The organism is Variovorax sp. PBL-E5 (assembly GCF_901827185.1).
GTDB lineage: Bacteria > Pseudomonadota > Gammaproteobacteria > Burkholderiales > Burkholderiaceae_C > Variovorax.
This window is the reverse complement of record NZ_LR594671.1, coordinates 182,861-207,418: the sequence shown is the minus strand read 5'-3', so window position 1 is coordinate 207,418 and position 24,558 is coordinate 182,861. Positions and strand designations below refer to the sequence as shown.

At 67.2% G+C, this 24,558-nt stretch carries 24 protein-coding genes and 1 riboswitch; of the genes, 13 read left to right on the top strand and 11 right to left on the bottom strand.

The features are described 5' to 3' along the window. Window positions 1-312: 312 nt before the first annotated feature. Window positions 313-1,920 carry a 6-hydroxynicotinate reductase gene (locus WDLP6_RS01010; protein ID WP_162590848.1) on the bottom strand — a complete coding sequence of 536 codons (1,608 nt, stop codon included), beginning with the start codon at window positions 1,918-1,920 and terminating at the stop codon, window positions 313-315. A 219-nt stretch (window positions 1,921-2,139) separates the two neighbouring features. Between WDLP6_RS01010 and WDLP6_RS01005 the strand changes: the two genes are divergently transcribed. The 3 genes from WDLP6_RS01005 (at window position 2,140) to WDLP6_RS00995 (ending at window position 4,931) form a co-directional block, all read left to right on the top strand. Then, on the top strand, window positions 2,140-2,913 hold the full coding sequence (locus WDLP6_RS01005; protein ID WP_162565327.1) for a ferredoxin--NADP reductase: 774 nt from the start codon (window positions 2,140-2,142) through the stop codon (window positions 2,911-2,913). Between the two features lie 114 nt (window positions 2,914-3,027). Beyond that, window positions 3,028-3,786, top strand: coding sequence for a TetR/AcrR family transcriptional regulator (locus WDLP6_RS01000; RefSeq protein WP_162565326.1), 759 nt, complete (start codon window positions 3,028-3,030; stop codon window positions 3,784-3,786). Then, window positions 3,732-4,931: an amidohydrolase family protein gene (locus WDLP6_RS00995; RefSeq protein WP_162590847.1), complete on the top strand. Its 1,200-nt coding sequence runs from the start codon at window positions 3,732-3,734 to the stop codon at window positions 4,929-4,931. Before WDLP6_RS01000 ends, WDLP6_RS00995 begins: the two co-directional genes overlap by 55 nt. A 9-nt stretch (window positions 4,932-4,940) precedes the next feature. Here the strand turns inward: WDLP6_RS00995 and WDLP6_RS00990 are convergent, their stop codons facing one another. The 5 genes from WDLP6_RS00990 to WDLP6_RS00970 form a co-directional block, all read right to left on the bottom strand. After that, entirely contained in the window at window positions 4,941-5,339 is a 399-nt protein-coding gene (locus WDLP6_RS00990) for a GtrA family protein (RefSeq protein ID WP_162590846.1), read from the bottom strand. Next, a complete protein-coding gene (locus WDLP6_RS00985) occupies window positions 5,336-6,301 on the bottom strand; it encodes a glycosyltransferase family 2 protein (protein ID WP_162590845.1) in 966 nt (321 codons plus the stop codon). Before WDLP6_RS00985 ends, WDLP6_RS00990 begins: the two co-directional genes overlap by 4 nt. Further along, window positions 6,298-8,055 carry an ArnT family glycosyltransferase gene (locus WDLP6_RS00980; RefSeq protein WP_162590844.1) on the bottom strand — a complete coding sequence of 586 codons (1,758 nt, stop codon included), beginning with the start codon at window positions 8,053-8,055 and terminating at the stop codon, window positions 6,298-6,300. Before WDLP6_RS00980 ends, WDLP6_RS00985 begins: the two co-directional genes overlap by 4 nt. A gap of 55 nt (window positions 8,056-8,110) precedes the next feature. Next, window positions 8,111-10,825: a methionine synthase gene (gene metH / locus WDLP6_RS00975; protein ID WP_162590843.1), complete on the bottom strand. Its 2,715-nt coding sequence runs from the start codon at window positions 10,823-10,825 to the stop codon at window positions 8,111-8,113. 53 nt (window positions 10,826-10,878) lie between these two features. After that, window positions 10,879-10,974: riboswitch (S-adenosyl-L-homocysteine riboswitch) on the bottom strand. 156 nt (window positions 10,975-11,130) lie between these two features. Then, window positions 11,131-12,657, bottom strand: coding sequence for a CoA-acylating methylmalonate-semialdehyde dehydrogenase (locus WDLP6_RS00970; RefSeq protein WP_162590842.1), 1,527 nt, complete (start codon window positions 12,655-12,657; stop codon window positions 11,131-11,133). Between the two features lie 105 nt (window positions 12,658-12,762). Between WDLP6_RS00970 and WDLP6_RS00965 the strand changes: the two genes are divergently transcribed. Beyond that, window positions 12,763-13,704 carry a LysR family transcriptional regulator gene (locus WDLP6_RS00965; RefSeq protein ID WP_162590841.1) on the top strand — a complete coding sequence of 314 codons (942 nt, stop codon included), beginning with the start codon at window positions 12,763-12,765 and terminating at the stop codon, window positions 13,702-13,704. Window positions 13,705-13,729: 25 nt separating this feature from the next. On the opposite strand, the gene WDLP6_RS00960 is transcribed toward WDLP6_RS00965, so the two are convergent. Continuing rightward, window positions 13,730-14,167, bottom strand: coding sequence for a PACE efflux transporter (locus WDLP6_RS00960; RefSeq protein WP_162565318.1), 438 nt, complete (start codon window positions 14,165-14,167; stop codon window positions 13,730-13,732). 98 nt (window positions 14,168-14,265) lie between these two features. Here WDLP6_RS00960 and WDLP6_RS00955 point away from each other — a divergent pair, with 98 nt between their 5' ends. Beyond that, window positions 14,266-15,165, top strand: a complete 900-nt coding sequence (locus WDLP6_RS00955) for a LysR family transcriptional regulator (RefSeq protein WP_162590840.1) — start codon at window positions 14,266-14,268, stop codon at window positions 15,163-15,165. Here WDLP6_RS00955 and WDLP6_RS00950 read toward each other — a convergent pair. Further along, window positions 15,162-15,629, bottom strand: a complete 468-nt coding sequence (locus WDLP6_RS00950; protein WP_162565316.1) for a nuclear transport factor 2 family protein — start codon at window positions 15,627-15,629, stop codon at window positions 15,162-15,164. The genes WDLP6_RS00955 and WDLP6_RS00950 overlap by 4 nt on opposite strands. 97 nt (window positions 15,630-15,726) lie before the next feature. On the opposite strand from WDLP6_RS00950, the gene WDLP6_RS00945 reads away from it, so the two are divergent. The 3 genes from WDLP6_RS00945 (at window position 15,727) to WDLP6_RS00935 (ending at window position 17,251) form a co-directional block, all read left to right on the top strand. Further along, window positions 15,727-16,314, top strand: coding sequence for a TetR/AcrR family transcriptional regulator (locus tag WDLP6_RS00945; protein ID WP_162590839.1), 588 nt, complete (start codon window positions 15,727-15,729; stop codon window positions 16,312-16,314). A 383-nt stretch (window positions 16,315-16,697) separates the two neighbouring features. Further along, window positions 16,698-17,045 carry a winged helix-turn-helix domain-containing protein gene (locus tag WDLP6_RS00940; protein WP_162590838.1) on the top strand — a complete coding sequence of 116 codons (348 nt, stop codon included), beginning with the start codon at window positions 16,698-16,700 and terminating at the stop codon, window positions 17,043-17,045. After that, window positions 17,042-17,251 (top strand): hypothetical protein, encoded by a 210-nt coding sequence (locus WDLP6_RS00935; protein WP_162590837.1) that lies wholly within the window; start codon window positions 17,042-17,044, stop codon window positions 17,249-17,251. Before WDLP6_RS00940 ends, WDLP6_RS00935 begins: the two co-directional genes overlap by 4 nt. Window positions 17,252-17,258: 7 nt before the next feature. Here WDLP6_RS00935 and WDLP6_RS00930 read toward each other — a convergent pair whose 3' ends face one another. Further along, window positions 17,259-17,498 carry a hypothetical protein gene (locus WDLP6_RS00930; protein WP_162590836.1) on the bottom strand — a complete coding sequence of 80 codons (240 nt, stop codon included), beginning with the start codon at window positions 17,496-17,498 and terminating at the stop codon, window positions 17,259-17,261. A gap of 147 nt (window positions 17,499-17,645) precedes the next feature. On the opposite strand from WDLP6_RS00930, the gene modB reads away from it, so the two are divergent. The 3 genes from modB to WDLP6_RS00915 are packed head-to-tail and all read left to right on the top strand — an operon-like array spanning window position 17,646 to window position 19,887. After that, window positions 17,646-18,329: a molybdate ABC transporter permease subunit gene (gene modB / locus WDLP6_RS00925; protein ID WP_162565312.1), complete on the top strand. Its 684-nt coding sequence runs from the start codon at window positions 17,646-17,648 to the stop codon at window positions 18,327-18,329. A 17-nt stretch (window positions 18,330-18,346) separates the two neighbouring features. Further along, a complete protein-coding gene (gene modA, locus WDLP6_RS00920) occupies window positions 18,347-19,099 on the top strand; it encodes a molybdate ABC transporter substrate-binding protein (protein ID WP_162590835.1) in 753 nt (250 codons plus the stop codon). After that, entirely contained in the window at window positions 19,096-19,887 is a 792-nt protein-coding gene (locus WDLP6_RS00915) for a sulfate/molybdate ABC transporter ATP-binding protein (RefSeq protein ID WP_162590834.1), read from the top strand. The genes modA and WDLP6_RS00915 overlap by 4 nt, the downstream gene beginning before the upstream one ends. Before the next feature lie 46 nt (window positions 19,888-19,933). Here the strand turns inward: WDLP6_RS00915 and WDLP6_RS00910 are convergent, their stop codons facing one another. Further along, entirely contained in the window at window positions 19,934-20,734 is an 801-nt protein-coding gene (locus WDLP6_RS00910) for an SH3 domain-containing protein (RefSeq protein ID WP_162590833.1), read from the bottom strand. A 156-nt stretch (window positions 20,735-20,890) separates the two neighbouring features. Next, window positions 20,891-21,940 (bottom strand): homocysteine S-methyltransferase family protein, encoded by a 1,050-nt coding sequence (locus tag WDLP6_RS00905; protein ID WP_162590832.1) that lies wholly within the window; start codon window positions 21,938-21,940, stop codon window positions 20,891-20,893. A gap of 150 nt (window positions 21,941-22,090) precedes the next feature. Here WDLP6_RS00905 and WDLP6_RS00900 point away from each other — a divergent pair, with 150 nt between their 5' ends. Next, window positions 22,091-23,800, top strand: coding sequence for a hypothetical protein (locus WDLP6_RS00900; protein ID WP_162590831.1), 1,710 nt, complete (start codon window positions 22,091-22,093; stop codon window positions 23,798-23,800). A gap of 173 nt (window positions 23,801-23,973) precedes the next feature. Then, a complete protein-coding gene (locus WDLP6_RS00895) occupies window positions 23,974-24,435 on the top strand; it encodes a CesT family type III secretion system chaperone (RefSeq protein ID WP_162590830.1) in 462 nt (153 codons plus the stop codon). The last annotated feature ends 123 nt before the right edge of the window (window positions 24,436-24,558 follow it).

The following is a 24,558-nucleotide window of genomic DNA, read 5'->3' as shown; positions in this document are numbered from 1 at the left end:
TGGTCTTGCCCCCTCTCCCTCTGGGAGAGGGCTGGGGTGAGGGCACCGGGCCTCAACGAAGTGCGCATCCTTCGCACCACCCCAAGCCCGGTCAGCGCTGCGGGCTGCTCGGCCCCTCTGCGCCGCCGAGGAGCGCAGCCTTTCGCGGATCAGGGCTCGCGACTGTCTGAGCGAAGCGAGTTTGAGCGAGACCCCGCGAAAGGCGAGCACCGCAGGGCAGCCCCGAAGGGGCCGGCGCAGTGGGGCCGAGCAGCCCGCAGCGCTGACCGGGCACCCACCCAAGGAAAAAGAAACAACAGGCACCAGAATCCCCTAACCGAGCATCGGCGGCTGACCCAGCGGCCACGGATTGGCCGCATCCATGCGCAGCCACTGGCGCGCCAGCGGCGCACCGTCGGCCTGCCAGGCCCCGCGCGCCAGCGCCTGTTCGAGCGAGAACACGTGCGCCATGTGACCGCCGAGCGCCGCGTAGTCGTCGCGCCGCATGCTGAACTCGATCGGCGCGACGATGGCCGGCGTCGGCACCGTGCCGAAGCTGTTGTCGGGCATCCGCAGCACGTCGACCATCACCGTGATGCCGCCGCCGGGCCACACATAGGCCGGCGCGCCGCCGCAGGTGACGTTGACCAGCGCGCGCTTGATCGCCCGCGTGAGAAGCACCGGGTTCTCGGTGACGCCCGCGCGCAGGCTGCCGCCGGCGCCGCCGAGGAACAGCACCGAGCACAGAGAGGGCTCGCAGTTCTCGCCGATGCGCTCGACGATGCGCCGCACCTCGGCCGGCATCGGCTGCTCGACCGGCCGCAGCTGTTCGTCGAGCACGTACCACTGCGCATGCTCGCCGGTGGTCGAGGTCATCAGGAGGCGCAGGCCGGGCCGCGCGACGCCCTCTTCCCAGCCCTCGATGATCGACAGCGGATCGTCGATGTCGGTGCCGCCCCAGCCGTTGCCCGGGTTCGCGACCTGGAAGTAGCGCCCCGGCGTCGACTTGCGCCCGCGCATCTGGATGCCCGAGGCCGCCATGTCGAGGCAGCGGCCGGCCTGGTGCTCGGTCAGCACGCCGGTGATGTGGTCGTCGACCACCACCACCTCGTCCGCCTGGCCGAACAGCTGGCGCGCGAAGATGCCGATCGCCGCGGAGCCGCAGCCGACGCGCATGCGCTGCTCCTCGACGCCGTTCACGATCGGCGCGCGGCCGGCCTGGATCACCATGCTCGCGCCGCCGTCGATCACGCACTCGGCGGCCTTCTTGTTGCCCAGGAGCTGCATCAGCTCGACCGTCATGCGGCCTTCCTTCTTGCTGCCGCCGGTGAGATGGTGCACGCCGCCGAGCGACAGCATCTGCGAGCCGTATTCGGCGGTGGTGACGTGGCCCACGACCTCGCCGCGGTAGCGCACGTTGGCCTGCTCGGCGCCGAGGAAGCGGTCGGTGTCGATCTTTACCTTGAAGCTGCAGTAGCTGAAGATGCCTTCGGTGACCACCGTCACCATGTCGACGCCCTGCGCCCTGGAGGCCACGATGAAGGGCGCGGGCTTGTAGTCGGGATAGGTGGTGGAGGAACCCACGCCGGTCACGAAAACCTCGTCGGCATGAAGGAGATCGCCGTTCCAGTCGGGCTCGGCGCCCCCGGCCGCGGGCTCGGCGGCCGGCCGCGCGAAGGGCACCAGCGCGGGCGATTCGCTGGCCAGCTCGCGGCGCAGCAGCAGCACCGGATCGACCCGCACCAGCACGCCGTCGCGGTTGGCATAGCGGTCGCAGGCGCCGGTGCGGCCCTCGGAGATCTGGCACAGGACGGGGCAGGCGTTGCACTCGACCTTGCTCGCGTTCATGCGCTCGTTGCGCAGGGGCGCCCTGCCCGTGGCCTCGGGCAGGACCGGCATGTCCATGCCGGGCAATCCGTCTGTCTTGGTGTGTTCGGTCATCGCGGGCTTCTCGCAGAATCGGGTTCATCGGGTTTGCACCCGCCGTGCCGGAACCCGCTTGTGCCGGGTCCGATGTTTGTGTAGCATTCACTACACTTTCATGTGGCATTCACTACATCAAAGCTCAATGTAGCAAACGAACCCGGTACTGGCAATGGTGTTTTCGGTAGTCGCCGACAATTGGCGGATCCTTTCGTTCACAAACCACCCCTGATTCCTATGAGTGCTTTCAGCGAAGAACGTGTGTTGAGCGTCCACCACTGGACCGACCGGCTGTTCACCTTCACCACCACGCGCGACCCGGCGCTGCGCTTCTCCAACGGCCATTTCACGATGATCGGCCTCAAGGTCAACAACAAGCCCCTGTTGCGCGCCTACAGCATCGTGAGCCCCAACTACGAAGAGCACCTGGAGTTCCTCAGCATCAAGGTCGAGGAAGGCCCGCTCACTTCGCGGCTGCAGCACATCCAGGTCGGCGACACGGTCATCGTGGGCCGCAAGCCCACCGGCACGCTGCTGATCGACTACACGCTGCCGGGCAAGCGCCTGTACCTGTTCGGCACCGGCACCGGCCTGGCACCCTTCATGAGCATCATCCGCGACCCCGACACCTACGAGAAGTTCGAGCAGGTCGTCCTGGTGCACGGCGTGCGCCAGATCGACGAGCTGGCCTACCACGACCTGGTGACGGACCACCTGCCCCGGCATGAATTCCTGGGCGAGATGATCGAGAAGCAGTTGCTCTACTACCCGACCGTGACGCGCGAGGAGTTCCGCAACATGGGCCGCATCACCGAGCTGATCGAGACCAACAAGCTCACCGACGACCTCGGCCTGCCGCCGCTCAACGCCGCCGAAGACCGCGTGATGCTGTGCGGCAGCCCGGGCCTCCTGGTCGACCTCAAGCACATCCTGGAGGCGCGCGGCTTCAAGGAAGGGAACACGTCAACGCCCGGCGATTTCGTGATCGAACGCGCCTTCGCCGAGAAATGACAGCCCCCGGCTTGCCACTTCGTGTGCTTCGCCACCCCCCGAGGGGGAGGCGCGGCTCGCCTTGGGGCGGCCCGGCGGCGGCCGCCTTCTTCGTGATCTTTCGAGACAGCTCTGATGGAACGTAAAGCGACCGCCAAGCCCACGCGCCGCACGGGCGTGCGCGAGGCGGCCGCGCAGGCCACGCGCGACAGCATCCTGCGCGCGGCCACCAAGGTGTTCGCCAGGTACGGCTACGACGGCGGCAGCGTCGAGAAGATCTCGAAGGCGGCCAAGTCGTACGACCGCATGATCTACTACTACTTCGGCAGCAAGGAAGGCCTGTTCATCGCGGTGCTCGAGGGCATCTACCGGCGCATGGACGATGCCGAGGCCGCGATCGACATCGATGCGACACGCCCGGTCGAGTCGCTCACGGCGCTGATCCGCTTCGTGCTCGGCTACTACCGTCGCAACCCGGAGTTCGTGACGCTGCTCAACACCGAGAACCTGCACAAGGGGCGCCACATCGCGAAGTCGCTGCGGGCGCGCGAGTATTCGTCGCGGGCCATCGCGATCATCGACGAGATCATGGCCAGCGGCGTCGCACAAGGCCTGTTCCGCGACGATGTGGCCGGGCGCGACCTGTACCTGCTGATCGCGTCGACGGGCTACTTCTACACCTCGAACCGCCACACGCTGACCGCCTTCCTCGGCGAGCCGCTGGAGACGCCGCAGGCGGTCGCGCACTGGGAGGATTTCGTGATCGAAACCGTGCTGCGCACGGTCGGCGCGGGCGCCTCCGAAGAACAACCCACCCCATCCCACGAAGAGGTTCAGAAATGGCAGAAATCGCAAGCACCGCAAAGTCGGGCAAGGTCGTCATCCGGAACATAGGCCTGCTGCTGTCGGGCGACATCGACCGGCCGATCCTCGACGCCGACACGATCGTCGTGAACGACGGGCTGATCGTCGCGGTCGGCCGCGAAAAGAACTGCGACCTCGAAGGTGCGCAGACCGTGATCGACGTGAAGAAGACCTGCGTCGCGCCGGGCCTGATCGACAGCCACGTGCATCCGGTGTTCGGCGACTGGACGCCGCGCCAGAGCCAGCTCGGCTGGATCGAATCGACGATGAACGGCGGCGTCACCACCATGATCTCGGCCGGCGAGGTGCACCTGCCGGGCCGGCCCAAGGACATCGTCGGCCTGAAGGCGCTGGCCATCACCGCGCAGCGCGCCTTCGACAACTTCCGCCCCGGCGGCGTCAAGGTGCTGGCCGGCGCGCCGGTGCTCGAGAAGGGCATGGTCGAGAGCGATTTCAAGGAGCTCGCCGAGGCCGGCGTCGGCCTGCTCGGCGAGGTCGGCCTGGGCTCGGTCAAGGCCGGCTACGAGGCCAAGGAGATGGTGGCCTGGGCGCGCAAGTACGGCATCCAGAGCACCATCCACACCGGCGGGCCCTCGATCCCCGGCTCGGGCCTGATCGACAAGGATGTGGTGCTCGAGGCCGATGCCGACGTCATCGGCCACATCAACGGCGGCCATACCTCGCTGCCCGAGGCGCATGTGTGCGAGCTGTGCGAGAAGTCGTCGCGCGCGATCGAGATCGTGCACAACGGCAACGAGCGCGTCGCCATCGCGGCGGCCAGGGCGGCGCTCGACCTCAAGTGCCCGCACCGCGTGATCCTGGGCACCGACGGGCCGGCCGGCTCGGGCGTGCAGCCGCTGGGCATCCTGCGCATGGTGGCGATGCTGTCGTCGATCGCGAACATCCCGGCCGAGCTGGTGTTCTGCTTCGCGACCGGCAACACGGCGCGCATCCGCAAGCTCAACTGCGGGCTGATCGAGGTGGGCCGCGATGCCGACTTCGTGTTCATGGACCGCGCGCAGCATTCGCCTGCCGCGGGCCTGCTCGAAAGCGTGCGGTTGGGCGACATCCCGGGCGTCGGCATGGTGATGATCGACGGCATCGTGCGCTGCGGGCGCAGCCGCAACACGCCGCCGGCGACCGAAATCCCCGTGGTGGTTTCAGGCGCGCACTGAAGCGCGCCTTCAGGGATTGCGCCGCGCGCCGAACACGAGGTTGCGGGCCGACAGGAAATTGACTGCGAGCCCCGCGCAGCTGCCGAGCGCAACGCCCAGTGCGGGCGCCCATGGGCCGGCGATCCAGTGCAGCGTCAGCACGTACGCCGTGTAGTTCACCAGCGCGCCGCCCAGCATGGTCAGCAGGTAGCCGAGGTACTCGCGTCCGATCGATACGCCCGAGGGCCGATGGGCGAAGGTGAAGCGCCGGTTGAGCGCCCAGGTCGCGCTGGCCGCCGCGAGGAAGGAGATGACGCGCGCGCCATACCAGCCGAACAGCGGCGCGAGCAGATACAGCACGCCGAGATCGACGCCCAGCCCGATCACGCCGACCGCGGCGAAGGACAGGAACTCGCGGCCGACCTTCATGGCTCGGCCGTGTGCCGTACGCCGTGAATGGCGAGGTAGCGCAGGCGCTTGGCTTCCTGGCGGCCGATCGTCACCGTGTGCAGCACCACGCCGCAGACGAAGGCCAGCATCGCGGCCAGCATGGTGCCGGTCAGCAGCACGGCTGTGGGCAGCCGCGGCACCAGGCCGGTGTGCAGGTAGGTGATCGCCAGCGGTACGGCGCCGGCGATGGAGCCCAGCGCCAGCACGTAGGCGATGCTGGAGAAGAACATCAGCGGCCGCTCGCTGATGAAGAGGCGGCAGATGGTCTTCAGGATCTTCCAGCCGTCGGCGTAGGTCGAGAGCTTGCTGTGCGAGCCCTCGGGCCGCGAGCGGTAGCGCACCGGCAGCTCGGCGAAGGGCATGCGCAGCTCCAGCGCATGGACGGTGAGTTCGGTCTCGATCTCGAAGCCTTCCGACACGGCGGGAAAGGACTTGGCATAGCGGCGCGAGAACACGCGATAGCCCGAGAGCATGTCGGTGAGCCGGCCGCCGAACAGGCGCGCGACCGCGCCGGTCAGCATGCGGTTGCCCAGGCGGTGGCCGGCACGGTAGGTCTGCGCATCGGCGCCATCGTCGACGCGATAGCCGACCACCATGTCGAGATTGCCTTCGACCAGCGTGTCGATCATGCGGCGCACGCCGCCGAGGTCGTAGGTGGCGTCGCCGTCGACCATCACGTAGACGTCGGCCTCGACGTCGGCGAACATGCGCCGCGCCACATTGCCCTTGCCGCGCAGTTCGACGCGGGTCACCGAGGCGCCGCTGGCCCGCGCCACGGCGGCCGTGCCGTCGGTCGAGTTGTTGTCGAACACGTGGATCTGCGCCTCGGGCAGCGCGGCGCGGAACTCGGCCACCACCTGCGCGATGGCCAGCGCCTCGTTGAAGCACGGGATCACGGCGGCGATGCGCAGGGGCGGGCGGGAGGTCGGGTTGTCGTTCATGGCGCAGTCGGCAGGATACGGTACGCGCGGGCGCCATCCTCTTGGTAGAGCAGCGCGAAATGGTGATCGAAGCCTGGCTTGCCCGTGAGCGCCGGCGCGACCGGCCCGGACACGACGACGGTGTCGAAGCCCTGCGCTGCGAGCTTGCGGGCCATCTGGTCGGCCGGCAGCAGGATGAAGTCCGCGTAGCGCCACGGGCCGAGCGCATCGCCCCAGATCGGATTGGGCCCGTAGTAGATCGCCTCGCTGAGCGCGACCTGGTAGACGCGGCCGGGCGAGGGATGGGCGCGCAGGTAGCTCATCACGCCATAGCCCGGCACGTTGGCGCGCAGGAAGGCCTCGCGCGCCTGCGGCGTGGGCGAGATCATCCGCGCCCTGGCGAGCGCCTGGTGCGCCGAGAACACGACGAGCACGGCCATGAGCAGGCCGAGCGCGGCCCGGCCGCCTCGCGCGAACGCGGCTTCGTGCTGCGGCCATGCGCGGTGCAAGTGCGTCGCGATCCCCGAAAGCAGGCGCTGCCATCCGAGCGCCGCGCAGATCGCGATCAGCGGATAGGCCGCGCTCAGGTAGCGCGGGTAGCGCGAGGTCAGCAGCCACACGACCACCGCGTAGGCGCCGAACCAGAAGGCGGCGCGCACCGCGACCGAGCGCTTCCACGCCGCGCCGAAAGGCACCCACAGAAAGGCCCACAGCAGCGGGTTCGGCGGGTTGGCATGCGCATGCACGTCGGCCACCTGCTGGACGTAGTCGGCGGGAATCCAGTTGGTGAAGCCGAACAGCCGCGCACCGATCGGGTTGAAGGGATCGCCGGTCATGAGCGCGTTGCGCGCGTACCAGTAGACGCAGGGGATCAGGAAGCACAGCAGCGCGACGCCCCACACGCGCGGGCGGCGTTCATGCCGGGCCACGAACAGCGCCACCAGCGGCAGGAAGGTCAGCGCCTGGTACTTCGAACCCGCGGCCACGCCGAGGCAGAAAGCCGCCAATGCCAGCCAGCGCGCGCCCTGCTGCGGCGGCGATTCGCGCCACCACCAGAGCGCCACACAGGCGGCGAGCACGAAGAGTGCGGTGCCTGCGTCGATCAGCGCGCCCGCGTAGTCGCCGAGCCCGAGCCAGATGGCAGCCCCGACGCAGGCAATCATGCGGTTCGTGTGCTGCATGCCCAGGCGATAGACGATCCCCACCGACAACCAGCCCGCCAGCGCACTGAGGAAATGCGGCAGCACATCGTCGCCGACGGTCAGCGCCGCAGCGAAGAGCAGGTTGTAGTCGTACGGAAACCAGGGATAGCGCAGCCACGCGTGGATGCCCAGCGAGCCGCTCTCGGCCACCTGGCGCGCATAGGGCAGGTGGTACATCAGCTCGTCGAAGACGGCGGGCGGCGCCAGCGGTGCCACCAACGTCGGCAGCGCGACCAGCGCCAGCGCGGCGAGCGCGATCCTGTCGAGCGCCGAGAACGGCGCGTCCGCCGGCCCGGCGCGCAGCTCGCGCAGCCATGCGGGGCATTGCAGCGCCGCGGCCACGAGGCCCGCGGCGACCAGCGCGACCACGCCCGCACGGCCGAACACGCCCGCGATCGCGAGCGCCTGGAAGGCGCAGACGAACAGGCCGACCCCGAGCGTCGTGGCCATGGCCGCGGCGAGCCAGACGTCCGGGCGCGGCGGCGCGCCGAAGCGCGACAGCAGCGCTCGTCCGCAGCCCCAGCAGCTGACGACGAAGACCGCCAGCGCCGCGTAGTGCGCGGCCGCAAACATCAGCTTCTGAATAGGAACTCCCGGCCGCCGGCCATGAGGATGCCGGCCTGCTGCGTCAAAGATTCGGCGCCAGCAAGCGCTCCAGCTCGGCTTCGCTCTGCTGGCGCCGCGCCGCCATGTCCTCCAGCTGGTCGTGCCCGATTTTGCCGACGTTGAAGTAGGTCGAATCGGGGTGGCTCAGGTAGAAGCCGCTCACGCTGGCAGCGGGCATCATGGCGAGGCTGTCGGTCAGGGTCATGCCGATGTCCGTGCAGTTCAGAACATCGAACATCGGCCGCTTCACGCTGTGGTCGGGACAGGCCGGGTAGCCCGGAGCGGGCCGGATGCCGCGGTACTTCTCGCGGATCATGTCCTCGTTGCTCAGGCTCTCGTCGGGCTGGTAGCCCCAGAGGTCGGTGCGCACGCGATGGTGCAGCGCCTCGGCGAAGGCCTCGGCCAGGCGATCGGCCAGGGCCTTCAACATGATGGCCGAGTAGTCGTCGAGGTCGTCGACGAAGTACTTCTCCTTTTTCTCGACGCCCAGGCCCGCGGTGACCGCGAACATGCCGACGTAGTCCTTCAACCCGCTCGCGCGCGGCGCGACGAAATCGGCGAGGCAACGGCTCGGGCGCATCACGCCTTCGATCACCTGCTTCTCGGTCTGCTGGCGCATGCCGTACCAGGTGAGCGCGGCTTCGCTGCGCGACTCGTCGGTGTAGAGCACGATGTCGTCGTCGCGCTCGGTGTTGGCGGGCCAGAAGCCGATCACGCCGCTGGCGCTGAGCCAGCGGCCTTCGATCAGGCGCTGCAGCATGCGCTTGGCATCGGCATACACGCGCACGGCCTCGGTGCCGACCACCTCGTCCTTGAGGATCGCGGGGAACGGGCCGGCGAGGTCCCAGGTCTGGAAGAACGGGCCCCAGTCGATGTACTTCGCGAGCTCGGTGAGGTCGAAGTTCTTGAACATGCGCCGGCCGATGAACTTTGGCACCGGCGGCTGGTAGGCCGACCAGTCGATGGGCGTCTTGTTGGCGCGCGCCTTGGCGATCGGCCACAGCGGCACCTGCTTCTTGTTGGCATGCTGCAGCCGCACCTTGTCGTAGTCGGCATTGATCTCGTCGATGTAGTTCGTGGCTTGCTCGGAGAGCAGCGACTGCGCGACGCTCACGCTGCGCGAGGCATCGGGCACGTAGACCACCGGGCCCTCGTAGTGCGGCGCGATCTTGACGGCGGTGTGCACGCGGCTGGTGGTGGCGCCGCCGATCAGGAGCGGGATCTTCTTGATGCGGAAATGATCGTCCTTCTGCATCTCGCCGGCGACGTACTGCATCTCCTCGAGGCTGGGCGTGATCAGGCCCGACAGGCCGACGATGTCCGCGCCCTCGACCTTGGCACGCGCGAGGATCTCGTGGCACGGGACCATGACGCCCATGTTCACCACTTCGAAGTTGTTGCACTGCAGGACCACGGTCACGATGTTCTTGCCGATGTCGTGCACGTCACCCTTGACGGTGGCGATGACGATCTTGCCCTTGGTGCGCACGTCGCGGCCCGCGGCCTCGTCCTGGCGCTTCTCTTCCTCGATGTAGGGCAGCAGGTGCGCCACCGCCTGCTTCATCACGCGCGCCGACTTCACCACCTGCGGCAGGAACATCTTGCCGGCGCCGAACAGGTCGCCGACGACGTTCATGCCGTCCATCAGCGGGCCTTCGATCACGTGCAGCGGCCGGCCGCCCTTGGCGAGGATGCCGCGGTAGGCCTCCTCGGTGTCGTCGACGATGAAGTCGGTGATGCCGTGCACCAGCGCATGCGACAGGCGCTGCTCGACCGACACCGGCTGCTCGGGCGTGCCGCGCCATTCGAGCTTCTTGCTCTCGTCCTTGGCGCCGCTCTTGGCGGTCTCGGCCACCTCGACCAGGCGCTCGCCGGCATCGGGGCGGCGGTTGAGCACCACGTCCTCGACGCGCTCGCGCAGCGTGGGCTCGAGGTCGTCGTAGACGCCGACCATGCCGGCGTTGACGATGCCCATGTCCATGCCGGCCTGGATCGCGTGAAACAGGAACACCGTGTGGATCGCCTCGCGCACCGGATCGTTGCCGCGGAAGCTGAAGCTCACGTTGCTCACGCCGCCCGACACCTTGGCGCCCGGCAGGTTCTCCTTGATCCAGCGCGTGGCGTTGATGAAGTCGACCGCGTAGTTGTTGTGCTCCTCGATGCCGGTGGCGATCGCGAAGATGTTGGGGTCGAAGACGATGTCCTCGGGCGGGAAGCCGATCTCGTCGACCAGGATGCGGTAGGCGCGCTCGCAGATCTGGATCTTGCGTTCGTAGGTGTCGGCCTGGCCTTGTTCGTCGAAGGCCATCACGACCGCCGCGGCGCCGTAGCGGCGCACCAGGCGGGCCTGGCGCTTGAATTCGTCCACGCCTTCCTTCATCGAGATCGAGTTGACGATGCCCTTGCCCTGGATGCAGCGCAGGCCGGCCTCGATCACCTCCCACTTGGAGCTGTCGACCATGATCGGCACGCGCGCCACGTCGGGCTCGCTCGCGATCAGGTTCAGGAAGCGCACCATCGCAGCCTTGCTGTCGAGCATGGCCTCGTCCATGTTGATGTCGATCACCTGCGCGCCGTTCTCGACCTGCTGGCGCGCCACCGCCAGCGCTTCCTCGAACTGGCCGTTGAGGATCATGCGCGCGAAGGCCTTCGAGCCGGTGACGTTGGTGCGCTCGCCGATGTTGACGAACAGCGTGCCTTCGCCGATCTGCACCGGCTCCAGGCCGGACAGTTTCATGGGAGGGACATCGGGAAAGGACGACATGGACGGCTCACCTGGAAAAGACATGGGTCAGGTGAGCGTCGTTGCATGGCGCGCCGTGGATACGGCCCGGGGCCCGAGCCTGACGCTCGGCAAGGCCGAGCGTTGCAACGCTCCTCGGGCAGGAGCCGCGATTTTAAAGCGATCGTCGAGCGAGGGGTATTGCCCCCTCTCCCTCTGGGAGAGGGTTGGGGTGAGGGCGCCGGACGGTGGACCCGGTCACACCAATGCAAAGGCCCATGCCCTCACCCTGCCCTCTCCCAGAGGGAGAGGAAAAGACCCTATTTCGCGGTCGGCATCACGAACTCGGCCCCCTTGCCGATGCTCTCCGGCCAGCGCTGCATGATCGACTTCTGCTTGGTATAGAAGCGCACGCCCTCCTCGCCATACGCATGCATGTCGCCGAACAGCGAGCGCTTCCAGCCGCCGAAGCCGTGCCAGGCCATCGGCACCGGGATCGGCACGTTGATGCCCACCATGCCGACCTGGATGCGGCGCGCGAACTCGCGCGCCACGTTGCCGTCGCGCGTGAAGCACGAAACGCCGTTGCCGAACTCGTGGGCATTGATCAGGTCCACCGCTTCCTTCAGGTCGTGCACCCGCATGCAGGACAGCACCGGCCCGAAGATCTCTTCCTTGTAGATGCGCATGTCGGGCGTGACCTGGTCGAACAGCGTGCCGCCCATCCAGAAGCCGGCCTCGCAGCCCTGGCCGGCGCTCTTGCCGTCGAAGCCGCGGCCGTCGACCAGCAGGCGTGCGCCTTCCTTCTCGCCCAGCGCGATGTAGCCGCTGATGCGCTCATGGGCCGCGCGCGTGACGATCGGGCCCATCTCGGCGTCGAGGTTCGTGCCATTGAGGATCTTCAATTGCTTCGCGCGCTCGACCAGGCGCGGCATGATCTGGTCGGCCGCATCGCCCACCAGCACCGCGACGCTGATCGCCATGCAGCGCTCGCCGGCCGAGCCGTAGCCCGCGCCGATCAGCGCATCGACGGTCTGGTCGATGTCGGCATCGGGCATCACCACCATGTGGTTCTTGGCGCCGCCGAGCGCCTGCACGCGCTTGCCGTGGCGCGCGCCGGTCTCGTAGATGTAGTTGGCGATCGGCGTCGAGCCGACGAAACTGATGGCGCGCACGTCGGGATGTTCCAGCAGCGCATCGACCGCCTCCTTGTCGCCCTGCACGACGTTGAAGACGCCGTCGGGCAGGCCTGCTTCCTTGAGCAGTTCGGCCATGCGCAGCGAGGCGCTCGGGTCCGTCGGGCTGGGCTTGAGGATGAAGGTGTTGCCGGCTGCGATCGCAACCGGGAACATCCACATCGGCACCATCACCGGGAAGTTGAAGGGCGTGATGCCCGCCACCACGCCGAGCGGCTGGCGCAGCGTCCAGTTGTCCATGCCGGTGGAGACCTGGTCGGTGAAGTCGCCCTTGAGCAGTTGCGGAATGCCGCAGGCGAACTCGACGATGTCGATGCCGCGCGAGACCTCGCCTTGCGCATCGGTGAACACCTTGCCGTGCTCGGCGGTGATCAGGTGGGCAAGTTCGTCGCGGTGCCGGTTGAGCAGCTCGAGGAACTTGAACATCACGCGCGCGCGCCGGATCGGCGGCGTGTCGGCCCAGGCCGGGAAGGCGGCTTGTGCGGCCACGACGGCTTCGTCGACATCGGCGCGGCTGGCGAGCGCGACGCGGCCGGTCACCGCGCCGGTGGCGGGGTTGAACACGTCCTGGGTGCGCTGCGAGGCGCCGCCGGTGCGGCGGCCCGCGACGTAGTGCGCGATCGGGGTGGGAACGGCAATCTGGGTGGTCATGTCTCTGTCCGGTGAGTGTGCGGGAGGCCCAGTCTATGAACCCGCGCTGCTGCTGCCTAGGCGCTGGCGCTGAATTGATTGTTCACGTTGGTAAACAATGGCGGCATGGATGACAAAAAAATCGAGTTGCTCTGGACCCATCTGCATTGGCTGGTCGTGCTCGCACAGCAAGGCAGCTACACGGCCGCCGCGGCCAGGCTGGGCGTGAGCAAGGCCGCGATGAGCCAGCGCATCGCCGAGCTCGAACGCTCGGCTGGCGTGCCGCTGGTGCGCCGCACCACGCGCAGCATGCGCCTGACCGAGGCCGGCCAGCGGCTGGTGGACGAAACGCGAGCGCCCTTCGAGCGCATCGCCCACAGCTTCGCGGGCGTGCGCGACCTCGCGGGCCGGCCGCGTGGGTTGCTGCGCGTGACCGCACCGGTCGCGCTGGCGCGCCAGCAGCTGGTGCCGCGCGTGGCGGGCTTCCTGCGCGCCAATCCCGAGGTCCGGCTGGAGCTGGAGCTGTCCGACCGGCTCAGCTCGCTCGCGATGGAGGGCTTCGATCTCGCGATCCGTCACGCGGCTTCGGTGCCCGACACGCACGTCGCGTGGCTGCTGTGCCCGACACACTCGCTGCTGGTGGCCAGCCGCGCCTATCTGCGCCGCCGGCCGGCGCCGAAGACGCCCGAGGATCTGAAGACGCACGACTGCCTGCACTATCCGCGCGCGCAGGAGACGCCGACCTGGACTTTCGAATCGCGGGCCGCGCGGCGCGGGGGCGAACGGATCACGGTGCCGGTGGCCGGCCCTTTCGCAGCCAACAACAGCGAGGCGCTGCGGGATGCGGCGCTGGCCGGGCTCGGCATCGCACTGGTGCCCGATTTCAGCGCCCAGTCGGGGCTGCAGGCCGGCAAGCTGGTCGAAGTACTGCCGCAGTGGAAGCCGGTTGGCGCCTTTGCCGAGCAGTTGCATGCGATTCGCCCCTACGCGAGTCACGTGCCGCAGGCCGTCACGGCCTTCGTGGCCTATCTGCGCAGCGCCTTCGCCTCAGGCTTCACGGACGCCTGAGCGGGCGGTCGCCGGCGCGTCCGGATCAGGCCGGCTGCGCCGCACCGCTGGCCGATGCCGGCAGGCCGAACAGCAGGTCGAAGGCCCAGTTAAAGACAAAGGTGTAGACCAGGAAGAACACGACCAGCCCCAGGTCCATCATCAGGGCTTGCCAGAGCGTCACGTCCAGCCACCATGCGAACACCGGCACCAGGAAGGCGACCAGCCCGCCCTCGAAGCCGATCGCATGGGCGATGCGGCGCTTCAGGCTGCGGCCACGCACCGTGCGGCGCGATTCCCAGCGCTCGAACAAGGCGTTGAAGACGAGGTTCCAGACCACCGCGATGGCCGAGGCGATGACGGCCAGCGGGCCGGAATGGCCCAGGCCCTCGCCCGACATCAGCGACAGCCCGGCACTCGCGGCGACGATGGCGAGTCCTTCGTAGAGCGTGATGTAGATGACGCGGCGCTTGAGCCCTTGCATGAATTCGTTCCGTGGGGGTGATGGGGATGTCGCGACTTTATGTCCGATCTTCTGATATAAAAAGTCATCTTCCTTCAGTTTTATTGACAGATCGCGGCATGAGCTTTTCGAGCGACAGCGTGCAGGTCTTCCTCGCGGTGCTGGACCACCGGTCGTTCTCGGCCGCTGCCCGGGCGCTGGGCCGGGTGCCTTCGGCGGTCAGCATGGCCGTCGCCAATCTCGAGGCCGAACTCGACCTGAAGCTCTTCGACCGCAGTGGTCGCGAGCCGCAGCCCACGCCCGCGGCGCGCTCGCTGGAGCCGCAGGCGCGGCTGCTGGCCGCCCAGCTCAAGCAGCTGCAGGTGCAGGCGCTCGCGCTGCACCAGGGGCTGGAGAACCGCCTCACGCTGGCCATCGCGCCCGAGTTGCTGGCCGCGCCCTGGAGCGGACCCTTGGCCGCGCTGGCACAGGAATACCCGCTGCTCGAGGTCGAGGTGCTGGCCGCACCGCAGGCCGACGCGCTGGCCTTGCTGCACAGCGGCCGCGCGCAGCTCGCGCTGGTGTTCGAGCGGCCGAGCCTCGACGGCCGCGAAGGCTTCCAGGAGGTGGCCAGCGACACCATGGTCGCCGTGATGGCGCCCGGCCATCCGGTGCTGGCCGCGGCGGGCGGGCGCTTGCGCGAGGAGCATCTGACCACCACGCGGCAGATCGTCGTCGCCGGCCGCGACCTCGCCACCAGCGATCCGCGCTTCGTGTTCGCGCGCCATGTCTGGCGCACCGACAACGCGCTGGCGGCGCTGAGCCTGATCACGGCCGGCCTCGGCTGGGGCTGGCTGCCGCGCAACTTCGCACGGCCGCATGTCGCTGCCGGCTCGCTGGTGGAGATCCCGTTCGAGAACCTGTCGAACGGACTCGACCTGTGGGTCGACGTGGTGTGGTCGCGCGAACGGCCCCTGGGCCTGGGCGCGCAGCGCTTCGTGGCGCTGATCGCGCGCGAGAAGACCGGTGCGCCGTCCTAGAGGCCGAGCTCGCTGAGCCCCGGATGGTCGTCGGGCCGGCGCCCGAGCGGCCAGAAGAACTTGCGCGCACTCTCGTCGATCGGCAGGTCGTTGATGCTGGCGTGGCGGTGCGTCATCAGCCCCGCTTCGCTGAAGGCCCAGTTCTCGTTGCCGTAGCTGCGGAACCAGTGGCCCGAATCGTCATGCCATTCGTAGGCGAAGCGCACCGCGATGCGCGCACCGCCGAAGGCCCACACCTCCTTGATCAGCCGATAGTCGAGCTCGCGCGCCCACTTGCGTTCGAGGAAGATCTGCGCCGCCGCGCGCCCGACCGGGAACTCCGCGCGGTTGCGCCAGCGCGTGTCCTCGCTGTAGCCCAGCACCACGCGGGCCGGGTCGCGGCTGTTCCAGGCGTCCTCGGCCAGGCGCACCTTCTGGGTGGCGGTTTCGAGGGTGAACGGCGGAAGCGGCGGTCTGGTTTCCATGAGCAGGTTCCTTGGAGATGGATGCAGAGCATGTAGACAGAGCTGTCTACCTGAGACCAATCTAACCCATGTAGACAGCCCTGTCTACAATGACCTCATGTCTTGCGCTCCCGCCATGCCGAACTCGAAGGAACGCCCACCGGCCGAACGCATTCTGCTGACGGCGCACGCGCTGTTCTATCGCGAAGGCATCCGCGCGACCGGCATCGATCGCGTGATCGCCGAATCCGGCGTGACCAAGGTGACCTTCTACCGGTGCTTCCCCAGCAAGAACGACCTCATCCGCGCCTTCCTGGACCATCGCCACCAGCGCTGGATGGCGTGGTTCACCGATGCGTTGCAGCGGCACGGCACCAGACGCAGGCGCCGCATCGACGCACTGGTTCCCGCGCTGGCCGAATGGTTCGGCGATGCCGGCTATCGGGGCTGCGCCTTCATCAACAGCGTCGGCGAACTGGGTGGCGCGTTGCCTGAGGTGACCGGGATCGCACGCGCCCACAAGCGGGCGATGGCGGCAGAGATCGCAGCGCTGCTGCCGCCGTCGCGGCATCGCGCCAGGGACGCGCAGGCCATTGCACTGGCGGTGGACGGCGCGATCGTGGCGGCGCAGTTCGAAGCGCCGGCCAAGGCGTTGAAGACGCTCGAGCGGATCCTCGAATCCTTGCAGCGGGAAGCAGGCTGCTGAGCGCCCGCCGCTATGGACCGTTTGCGTCGTGGCCGGCTGCCCGGCGACCTGAGCGGCGCCATAGGCCGCCGGCCGCTCGACCGCACCGGCCACGCGCACCGAGGCCGAAGGATCGAGCTGCGTGACGGCCGGTGCACCGCCGAACCCGGCACCGAAGCTGCCACCACCGCCGCCCCCACCTCCGCACCCGGGCAACAAGCCATGCCGCCGCGGCAGCAGCGGCCATGGCCGACAGAGCCCAGCGAGACGACTCTTTCATCCCCTCATCCTCCGATGCGTATCGATGTATTCATTCTGACATAACGAAACCAAGGCACAGGTACGCCGAGACCGGCAGCCGAGCATCGTTTACCCTTCGCTCCACGCATCAACATTCGCCTGGCATGAAATCCAAAGTGCAGTTCCGCCTTCGCATCTACCGAGACGAGAGCATTGCCATCGGTCCGGGAAAGATCGCGCTGCTCGAGGCCATCGCCGAAACGGGCTCGATCTCCGGCGCGGGCCGGCAGCTCGGCATGTCCTATCGGCGCGCGTGGATGCTGATCGACGAGATGAACCGCGCGCTCGCCAGTCCCGCGGTGAACACCGCCACCGGCGGGTCGCACGGCGGCGGCACCGCGCTCACGCCGGTGGGCGAGCAGCTGATCAAGCACTACCGCGCGATCGAGAGCGCGGCGCGCGTCGCCGCGGCCGCGGACATCAGCGCGCTCACGCGGCTGCTTGCTTCATGAGCGCACACGACACGGTGACCTGCCGACCGATCGGCATCGTGCACAGCCGCTTCACCGAGGTCAGCGGCATGCCGATCCAGACGCCGGTGCTCGACATCAAGCCACACGTGCCGCGCTTCGACGTGCGCAGCACCGAGCGCGTCGGCTGGTTCGGGCCGCGCGTGGCCCGGCTGCCGGACGTGCGCGCCGACGACCGCATGGAATGAGGGCCACTCAGCCCCCGGAAGTGGCGAGCCCCGCGGCCTTGCGCTGCAGCACGTCGCCGATGTCCTGGGCATCGGTCAGCGCCACCAGGAACGACTGCGCTTCGCCCCCCGCGCTCACGACCGAGATGACGAAGCGGCTGGAATCCAGCTCCTGCTCGATGCGCCATTCCTGAACCTCGGTGACGCGGCGAAGCTCCGGCTTGCCGGTGATCGAGCGAACGACGGTGTCGTATTCGGGGCGGCGCATGGTGTCGGCCTTCTGGCTTGGGGGATGCGGCGATCTTGCCGCATCGCTGTATTCGCGAGTATATGAAGATTGCGCGCCGATGTGGCACCAAGCGCCCTTCTGCGGCTGATCTCGCAAGGCCATGTGTGACAATAACGTCGTATTGCAATGAACATGACGATGACGCTTCTCGCTTCCATGGACTGGTTTCCGCTGGGCCTGTCGCTGAAGGTTGCGGCCTTCGCCACGCTGCTGGCGCTCATTGTGGGCCTGGCGCTCGGCTGGGTCTTCGCCCGCAAGCGCTTCCCGGGGCGCACGGTGCTCGAAGCGGTCTTCATGCTGCCGCTGGTGCTGCCGCCCACCGTCATCGGCTACGGCATCCTCGTGGTCGCCGGGCGTCGCGGACCGATCGGGGCCTGGCTGCGGGAGCATCTGGACTACACCATCATCTTCAATTGGCACGGTGCCGTGGTGGCGTCGGCGGTGGTCGCGCTGCCGCTGGTGCTCAAGTCGGCGAGCGCCGCCTTCGAAGGCGTCGACCGCTCGCTCGAAGCCGCGGCCAGCACCTTGCGGCAGTCGCCCTGGTCGGTGTTCCTGCGCGTGACGCTGCCGCTGGCCTGGCCCGGCATCCTGGCCGGCACGCTGCTGGCCTTCGCCCGGGCGATGGGCGAGTTCGGCGCCTCGCTGATGGTGGCGGGCTCGATCCCGAAACAGACCCAGACCCTTTCGATGGCGATCTACGACGCCGTGCAGGCCGGCCAGGACGACATGGCGCTGGTGCTGGTCGTCGTGACCTCTCTGCTTTCGATCACCGTGCTGGTTCTGTCGAACCGGTTCTTCTCACTGCGCTGATACCAAGGAGCCGCATCATGCGAGCCACGTCCCACCTGCTGTCCCTCGTCCTCGCACTGGCCTTGCCACTGGCCGCCGCGGCGCAGCAGATCACCGTCTCGGCCGCGGCCAGTCTGACGGATGCGTTCAAGGAACTGGGGACCCAGTTCGAAGCCACCAAGCCGGGCGCCACGGTCCGTTTCAACTTCGCGGCATCGGGCGTGCTGCTGCAGCAGATCCAGCAGGGTGCGCCGGTCGATGTGTTCGCCAGCGCCGACGAAGCCACGATGGACCGCGCCGTCGAGCAGAAACTGATCGACACCGCGACACGCAAGGACTTCGTGACCAACAGCCTCGTCGTCATCGAACCGACCCAGGGCGGCCCGGACGTGAAGACGCTGCAGGATCTCACGGGTGCGGCGGTCAGGAAGATCGCCATCGGCAAAACGGCCACCGTGCCGGTCGGCCGCTACACCAGGCAGGTGCTCGACAATGCCAATCTCTGGCGCCCGCTCGAGCCGAAGTTCGTGCAGGCCGACAGCGTGCGCCAGGTGCTCGACTACGTGAGCCGCGGCGAGGTCGAAGCGGGCTTCGTCTACCGCACCGATGCCGCGATCATGGGCGACAAGGTGAAGGTGGTGCTCACGCCCTCGGCGCATGTGCCCGTGACCTACCCGATCGCGGTCGTGGGTGAAAGCAAGGAGAAGGCATTGGCCAGGGATTTCATCGCGTTCATGTCCACCGACGCCGCGCAGAAGGTGCTGACGCGCTTCGGTTTCGGGAAGCCGTGATCGATGTCGATCTCAGGCTGACGGTTTCAGACCGCAGCCGGCGCTTCGACCTCGCGGTGCGCTTCGCGACGGATGTGCCGTTCGCCGCGCTTTACGGGCCCTCGGGTGCCGGCAAATCCTTGACGCTGCAGGCCATCGCCGGCCTGCTTCATCCGAGCAGCGGCCATGTGCGACTCGACGGACGCACGCTCTACGATTCCGCCAAGGGCATCGACGTGGCCGCGCCGGCGCGCCGCATCGGCTACCTGTTCCAGCATTACGCGCTGTTCCCGCATCTGTCGGTGCGCGAGAACATCGCCTTCGGACTGACCTCCTGGCATCGGTGGCGCCTGTCCGCGGAACAGGCCGAGCGCGTGCAGGCGCTGCTCGACAGTTTCGAACTGGGCGCGCTGGCCGAGAGCCGGCCGGGGACGCTGTCGGGCGGCCAGCAGCAGCGCGTCGCGCTGGCGCGCGCGCTCGCCTGCCAGCCCCAGGTGCTGCTGCTCGACGAGCCCTTTGCCGCGCTCAACCCGATGCTGCGCAGCACGCTGCGCGCCGAACTGGCGCAAGTCCGCCGCCAATGGGGCATCCCGGTGCTGATGATCACGCACGACATCGACGACGTGCTCGAACTGGCGGACATGGCCTTCGTCTACGGCAAGGGCCAGATCGTGCAGGAGATCGACCTGCGCAACGGCGCGAGCCGCGAACTCGCCGCGCAGCAGTTCGGCACCGGTGCCTCCCCGAAGGACGAGACCCCGCTGCGCAGCAAACTGCGCCGCATGCTCGCCGGCGCCACTCACCGGTAGATCGCGCGTCCCGGGCCACCTGCCTCGGGCCCGAACGCACTGCGCGTCAGGACGGCGTATTGGGTGACGGCGGCAGAACGCGGGGTTGCGGCCGGATACCGCCCATCGGCGGCGCGGGTTCGAAGCCGGGCCGGGGTTCTCCACCGGGCCGTCCCATGCCAGGGCCTGGATGCGGACCGCCTTGCGGTGGAACGAACCCCTGACCGGGTGGACGCATACCGCCGTTGCCAGGATTGAAGCCCGGGCCGGGCGGACGCCCGCCCGGATGAAAGCCGGGATCGACCGGAGGCCGGATCCCCGGCGGAGGCCGGAATCCGGGTTCAGGGCGGAACCCAGGACCAGGACCGGGGCGCGGGCCGAAACCGGGGCCTTGCCACGGATTGGGCCGCCAGCCTGCGTGCGGCGGCGGTGGCGGACGCCAGCCGGTCACCGGTGGCGGCGGCCCGCCGCGCCACCAGCGCCGGTCGCCGTACCAGGGGCGGTCGCGGTAGTGATCGGCCCAATAGTTGCCGATCGCAAAGCCGATCAGCGGAATGCCGATCGCGGCGCCATAGGTGGCCAGCGGCACGCGCTGATCCTCGTAGGCGAAATCGAGCCGCGACGCATTGGCCCAGCCGCGCATCGAGTCGGGCAGCACCACGTCGCACCAGGCGTAGCCATCGGTACAGCCGAGCACCTCGAGCGGCTGCCCCGGCCCGAGGCGCGCCACCAGCGGATAGTCGCCCGATGGACCGGCGCGAAGATTGAGCGGGCCGCGCGTAAAGGCCTGCTGCGCAGCCGCGACGACCGGCAGCACCATGGCGAGGGCTCCGATGCCGATCCAGCGCTGGGCAATTCTGTGGTTCATGGGGTGTTCCTTTGGGATCAGGGTAGGCCGCCGCTCGACCCGTTGTCAATCGGCCATGGCGCTGTCCCCCCAACGCTGCAACTGGCCGGCACGTGCACCGCGCCAACCTTTGGAGAGCTTCTTTATCTCGGCTTCACAAGCGGCCGCGAGCAGCGCTCAGGCTGCTTCGCGGTAGAAGGCCGCGCGATGCGGCGTGCGTGCCGCCAGCGGCGCGACGGCCTGCCCGATGGCCGCGATGTGTTCCGGCGTGGTGCCGCAGCAGCCACCCACGATATTCACGAGACCATCGGTCGCGAACTCGTGCAGCAGGCGCGAGGTGACGTCGGGCGTTTCGTCGAAGCCGGTCTCGCTCATCGGATTGGGCAGGCCGGCATTGGGATAGCAGCTGATGAAGGTGTCGTCGGCGACGCGCGCCAGCTCCTGCAGATAGGGGCGCATCAGCGCGGCGCCCAGCGCGCAGTTGAGGCCGACCGCCAGCGGCCGCGCGTGGCGCACGCTGTGCCAGAACGCGGTGACGGTCTGGCCGCTCAGGATCCGGCCCGAGGCATCGGTCACGGTGCCGCTGATGATCAGCGGCAGGCGCTCGCCGCTGGCTTCGAAATACTCGTCGACCGCGAACAGCGCGGCCTTCGAATTGAGCGTATCGAAGATGGTCTCGACCAGCAGCAGGTCGGCGCCGCCCTCGACCAGCGCCTCGACCTGCTCGTAATAGGACGCACGCAGTTCCTCGAAGCTCACGTTGCGCGCGCCCGGGTCGTTCACGTCGGGACTGATGCTCGCCGTCTTGGGCGTCGGACCGAGGGCGCCGGCGACAAAGCGCGGCTTGTCCGGCGTGCTGAACTTGTCGCAGGCGGCACGCGCGAGCCGGGCCGAGGCGAGGTTCATCTCGCGCGCCAGATCGGCCATCTTGTAGTCCTCCTGCGCGATGCGCGTCGCGCCGAAGGTGTTGGTCTCGATCAGGTCGGCGCCGGCCGCGAGGTAGCCTTCGTGGATGTCGCTGATGACGTCCGGCAGCGTCAGCGAGAGCAGTTCGTTGTTGCCCTTGACGTCGCGCTCGAAATCCTTGAAGCGCTCGCCGCGGTACTGCGCTTCGTTGAGTTTGAAGCGCTGGATCATCGTGCCCATGGCGCCGTCGAGGATCGCGATGCGTTGCGCAAGGATGTCCGGAAGTTTGCTTGCGCGGGTATAGGCAACGGGCTTGTTCATGGACGTCATTCTATGAAGTGGCCACAGGCTCTGCGCGCCCATGGTCTTGTTCACCGAAGGAACCAACCCGGGTCCTGAGTTACGTAGTCCGGGGTCTTCGCGCTGACCTCCTTCCTTTTCCTCAATCAACTCCCTTGAGAGACCCTTCGCATGGAATCCATTCGCCAGTCGCCCTCCACCACGCCGCCTGCCTCGCCGCCGGATTCGCCGCGCCAGCATCGGGTCACGCCGCCACCGCTGACCGATCGCCCGATATCGAAAGTCGGCACGCAAACGCATTCAACCCTCGACGCAGCTTCCGACGCGCCCGAAGGAAGGCGCTTGAACAGCGTCATCGGGCAGCAGCGCGGAACCCGCGAGTGGAAGGTCTCAACGCATCGGACAGGTGCACCGGTGCCGGTCTTTTTTCAGAGCAGGGCCTTGACCTTGCAAGGCACGTCACGGAGATCTTTGTCCGGCGACTTCGCGGAAACGTCGCACTCACCCAAGCGGGAAGGCAACTTGCCCGAGGCCGATCCTTCCACATCGTCTGCGCCTGTTGTCGCAGAGACACCGACAGGGCTTATTCCTCAAGCGCCCAAACGAAGATTGGAGTACACGTCGAGAGCGAGAGATCTGAAGATTCATTCTTCTCCGGACTCCAAAGCGACCCCTCTGAGCCATTCGATTGCGAAAGCGAGAAAAAATCCGAAGAAGACGGTGCTTTCAACTCGCAGAACCGTGCAGGCGCCAACGAGAGAGCAAGAAATTGCGAAGACCAACAAACGTCTTCGAGAAGAAATCTGCATTCAATACTATCAAGCCTTTCCAGGATGCTTTACCGACCCGGCCATCAAGCAGTTGTACGAACGCATCGCAAAATGGGGACGACCTATCGAGGGCCGCGGAGATGCCCGGTTGGTCAGGCGTGCCGTCATCACCCGGGAGTTTCAGAGTTTTTGCATTCCGGATCTGATTCAGCATTTCTTGCATTTCACTCCACCTGCGGCCCTGAGTGAACCGGATCGCATGACGGAACTGCTGGGGCCGTCGCTGGACTACTGCGTCAAGGAATGGCATCTGGTCATGAAGAGGCAGAAGCTGATAGGCCGATCCGCTGCCGCGCATCTCGCCAGAGCGTACAAGCGCCTGGAGACAAGCATCATCTCGGTGATTGCAAAGTGCTATCCCGACGCGTTCCTTCAGCACCATCGCCTGTTCGACGAGATATGGACTCGGCTTTCGGCCGAACTCCGCAGGATGCTGTCCTCTCCACAGACCAGGCTGACGCTCAGAACCATCGAAATCGGGATGCAGATAAATCCTCTATTGGATGCCTTGCTCCCCTATGGGGCCGCCCTGGCGATGCCGCTGATCGAAACATACCAAAAGCGCAGCTCGGAACTCAAGCAGGTCAAAGGGGCCAGCGATGCGATCGCGCTATTGAACAGCAGGGCCGACTTGAGGAACCTCCTGATGTCGGATGCCATTCGCTTTCTGGGGAATTTCAGTTTCTCTTTCCCGATCGCCGACACGATCCGCCACCTGTTTGCCCAGATCAACGACAGCGTGCCCCTGGAATCGTCGCAAGCATCCGATGCCGCCAGGCTTCGCCGGCGCGAAGCAAAGCTTGCTCTCGTTCAATTCCTGTTCTTGCGCCTGGTTGTCTCGCACTTGGCAGCGCCCTCGACGGATCCCTTCAAAACCCCCATCGAACGAGAGATCCATGCGCTGATGCTGAGCCGACTCCAACGCTTGATCAGCTACACCATGAAGCCGGACACGCAGCCGCGTCCCGAAAGAATGGGAATCACAGTGGAAATGCTGCCGCTCGTTGTCGAATTTTTCGGACAACTTGCGGACAAGCTCGAGCCGCAGTAGTCCGAACCACGCTTGCGGCACCCCGAGACCAAGGGTCATTCGCGTCCGGCTTTCGCCGCATCTCCGCGAGAAATGGAACTGGGCGAAAACGCACGTTACCCAGTGCTTGCGCAAGCGCGTCCATCGTTCGTGCACCACAACCCTCAGCCATCGAATCAGGAACTCTTCTTTTCATGAATCAGGAACATTTCAAAGAAATTTGCGAAGCCACGGCATTTGCCTTGGGCCATGAGCCATTGCTGGACGACGGGCGCTACAGCTTTTCGATCGACAACGTTGAAGTCGTGCTCGCGTTCGATGCCACGCACGATCCGGATTCGATCGCCTGCTACATCGATCTCGGCGTCGTGAGCCCCGACGACAAGGCGCGCGTGTGCGAGCAACTCCTGGAACTCAATCTGAAGGAGCACAGCGCCTACGGTGGCGGCTATGCGTTCGACATCGGCATGTCCCGTGCCATCTTCTGTACTCATCTTCTGGATGCGGACGTTCTCGATGGCGAATACATCGCCGATGCCTTGCGCACGCACGTCGAAAACACGGAGGCGGCCCGGCGAATGGTCGCAGATCCTCTGGACTGCGAAGCCTCGCCTCTCGAAGAAGGTGGTGACTTGTTCATGGCCGCCATGGCCTGAGAGCGGCAGACAGTCATCGGCGTTCCCGCCCGGACATTTCGGCCCACCTACCAGATGACGGAGCATGCAATGCGCTCAATCTCTTCTCCTCCCACTCCTCCTTCTTCTCCTGGCTCGCCGGCC

What these genes read in the sequence shown, in the direction of transcription:
- WDLP6_RS00995 (WP_162590847.1), top strand. Translation starts at nt 3,732, where the DNA reads ATGGCAGAAATCGCAAGCACCGCAAAGTCGGGCAAGGTCGTCATCCGG.
- WDLP6_RS00950 (WP_162565316.1), bottom strand. Translation starts at nt 15,629, where the DNA reads ATGGAAACCAGACCGCCGCTTCCGCCGTTCACCCTCGAAACCGCCACC.
- WDLP6_RS00985 (WP_162590845.1), bottom strand. Translation starts at nt 6,301, where the DNA reads ATGAACGACAACCCGACCTCCCGCCCGCCCCTGCGCATCGCCGCCGTG.
- WDLP6_RS00900 (WP_162590831.1), top strand. Translation starts at nt 22,091, where the DNA reads ATGGAATCCATTCGCCAGTCGCCCTCCACCACGCCGCCTGCCTCGCCG.
- WDLP6_RS00930 (WP_162590836.1), bottom strand. Translation starts at nt 17,498, where the DNA reads ATGCGCCGCCCCGAATACGACACCGTCGTTCGCTCGATCACCGGCAAG.
- WDLP6_RS01000 (WP_162565326.1), top strand. Translation starts at nt 3,028, where the DNA reads ATGGAACGTAAAGCGACCGCCAAGCCCACGCGCCGCACGGGCGTGCGC.
- modA (WP_162590835.1), top strand. Translation starts at nt 18,347, where the DNA reads ATGCGAGCCACGTCCCACCTGCTGTCCCTCGTCCTCGCACTGGCCTTG.
- WDLP6_RS00980 (WP_162590844.1), bottom strand. Translation starts at nt 8,055, where the DNA reads ATGTTTGCGGCCGCGCACTACGCGGCGCTGGCGGTCTTCGTCGTCAGC.
- modB (WP_162565312.1), top strand. Translation starts at nt 17,646, where the DNA reads ATGAACATGACGATGACGCTTCTCGCTTCCATGGACTGGTTTCCGCTG.
- WDLP6_RS00955 (WP_162590840.1), top strand. Translation starts at nt 14,266, where the DNA reads ATGAGCTTTTCGAGCGACAGCGTGCAGGTCTTCCTCGCGGTGCTGGAC.
- WDLP6_RS00990 (WP_162590846.1), bottom strand. Translation starts at nt 5,339, where the DNA reads ATGAAGGTCGGCCGCGAGTTCCTGTCCTTCGCCGCGGTCGGCGTGATC.
- WDLP6_RS00895 (WP_162590830.1), top strand. Translation starts at nt 23,974, where the DNA reads ATGAATCAGGAACATTTCAAAGAAATTTGCGAAGCCACGGCATTTGCC.
- WDLP6_RS01010 (WP_162590848.1), bottom strand. Translation starts at nt 1,920, where the DNA reads ATGACCGAACACACCAAGACAGACGGATTGCCCGGCATGGACATGCCG.
- WDLP6_RS00910 (WP_162590833.1), bottom strand. Translation starts at nt 20,734, where the DNA reads ATGAACCACAGAATTGCCCAGCGCTGGATCGGCATCGGAGCCCTCGCC.
- metH (WP_162590843.1), bottom strand. Translation starts at nt 10,825, where the DNA reads ATGAAACTGTCCGGCCTGGAGCCGGTGCAGATCGGCGAAGGCACGCTG.
- WDLP6_RS00940 (WP_162590838.1), top strand. Translation starts at nt 16,698, where the DNA reads ATGAAATCCAAAGTGCAGTTCCGCCTTCGCATCTACCGAGACGAGAGC.
- WDLP6_RS01005 (WP_162565327.1), top strand. Translation starts at nt 2,140, where the DNA reads ATGAGTGCTTTCAGCGAAGAACGTGTGTTGAGCGTCCACCACTGGACC.
- WDLP6_RS00970 (WP_162590842.1), bottom strand. Translation starts at nt 12,657, where the DNA reads ATGACCACCCAGATTGCCGTTCCCACCCCGATCGCGCACTACGTCGCG.
- WDLP6_RS00945 (WP_162590839.1), top strand. Translation starts at nt 15,727, where the DNA reads ATGTCTTGCGCTCCCGCCATGCCGAACTCGAAGGAACGCCCACCGGCC.
- WDLP6_RS00935 (WP_162590837.1), top strand. Translation starts at nt 17,042, where the DNA reads ATGAGCGCACACGACACGGTGACCTGCCGACCGATCGGCATCGTGCAC.
- WDLP6_RS00905 (WP_162590832.1), bottom strand. Translation starts at nt 21,940, where the DNA reads ATGAACAAGCCCGTTGCCTATACCCGCGCAAGCAAACTTCCGGACATC.
- WDLP6_RS00960 (WP_162565318.1), bottom strand. Translation starts at nt 14,167, where the DNA reads ATGCAAGGGCTCAAGCGCCGCGTCATCTACATCACGCTCTACGAAGGA.
- WDLP6_RS00965 (WP_162590841.1), top strand. Translation starts at nt 12,763, where the DNA reads ATGGATGACAAAAAAATCGAGTTGCTCTGGACCCATCTGCATTGGCTG.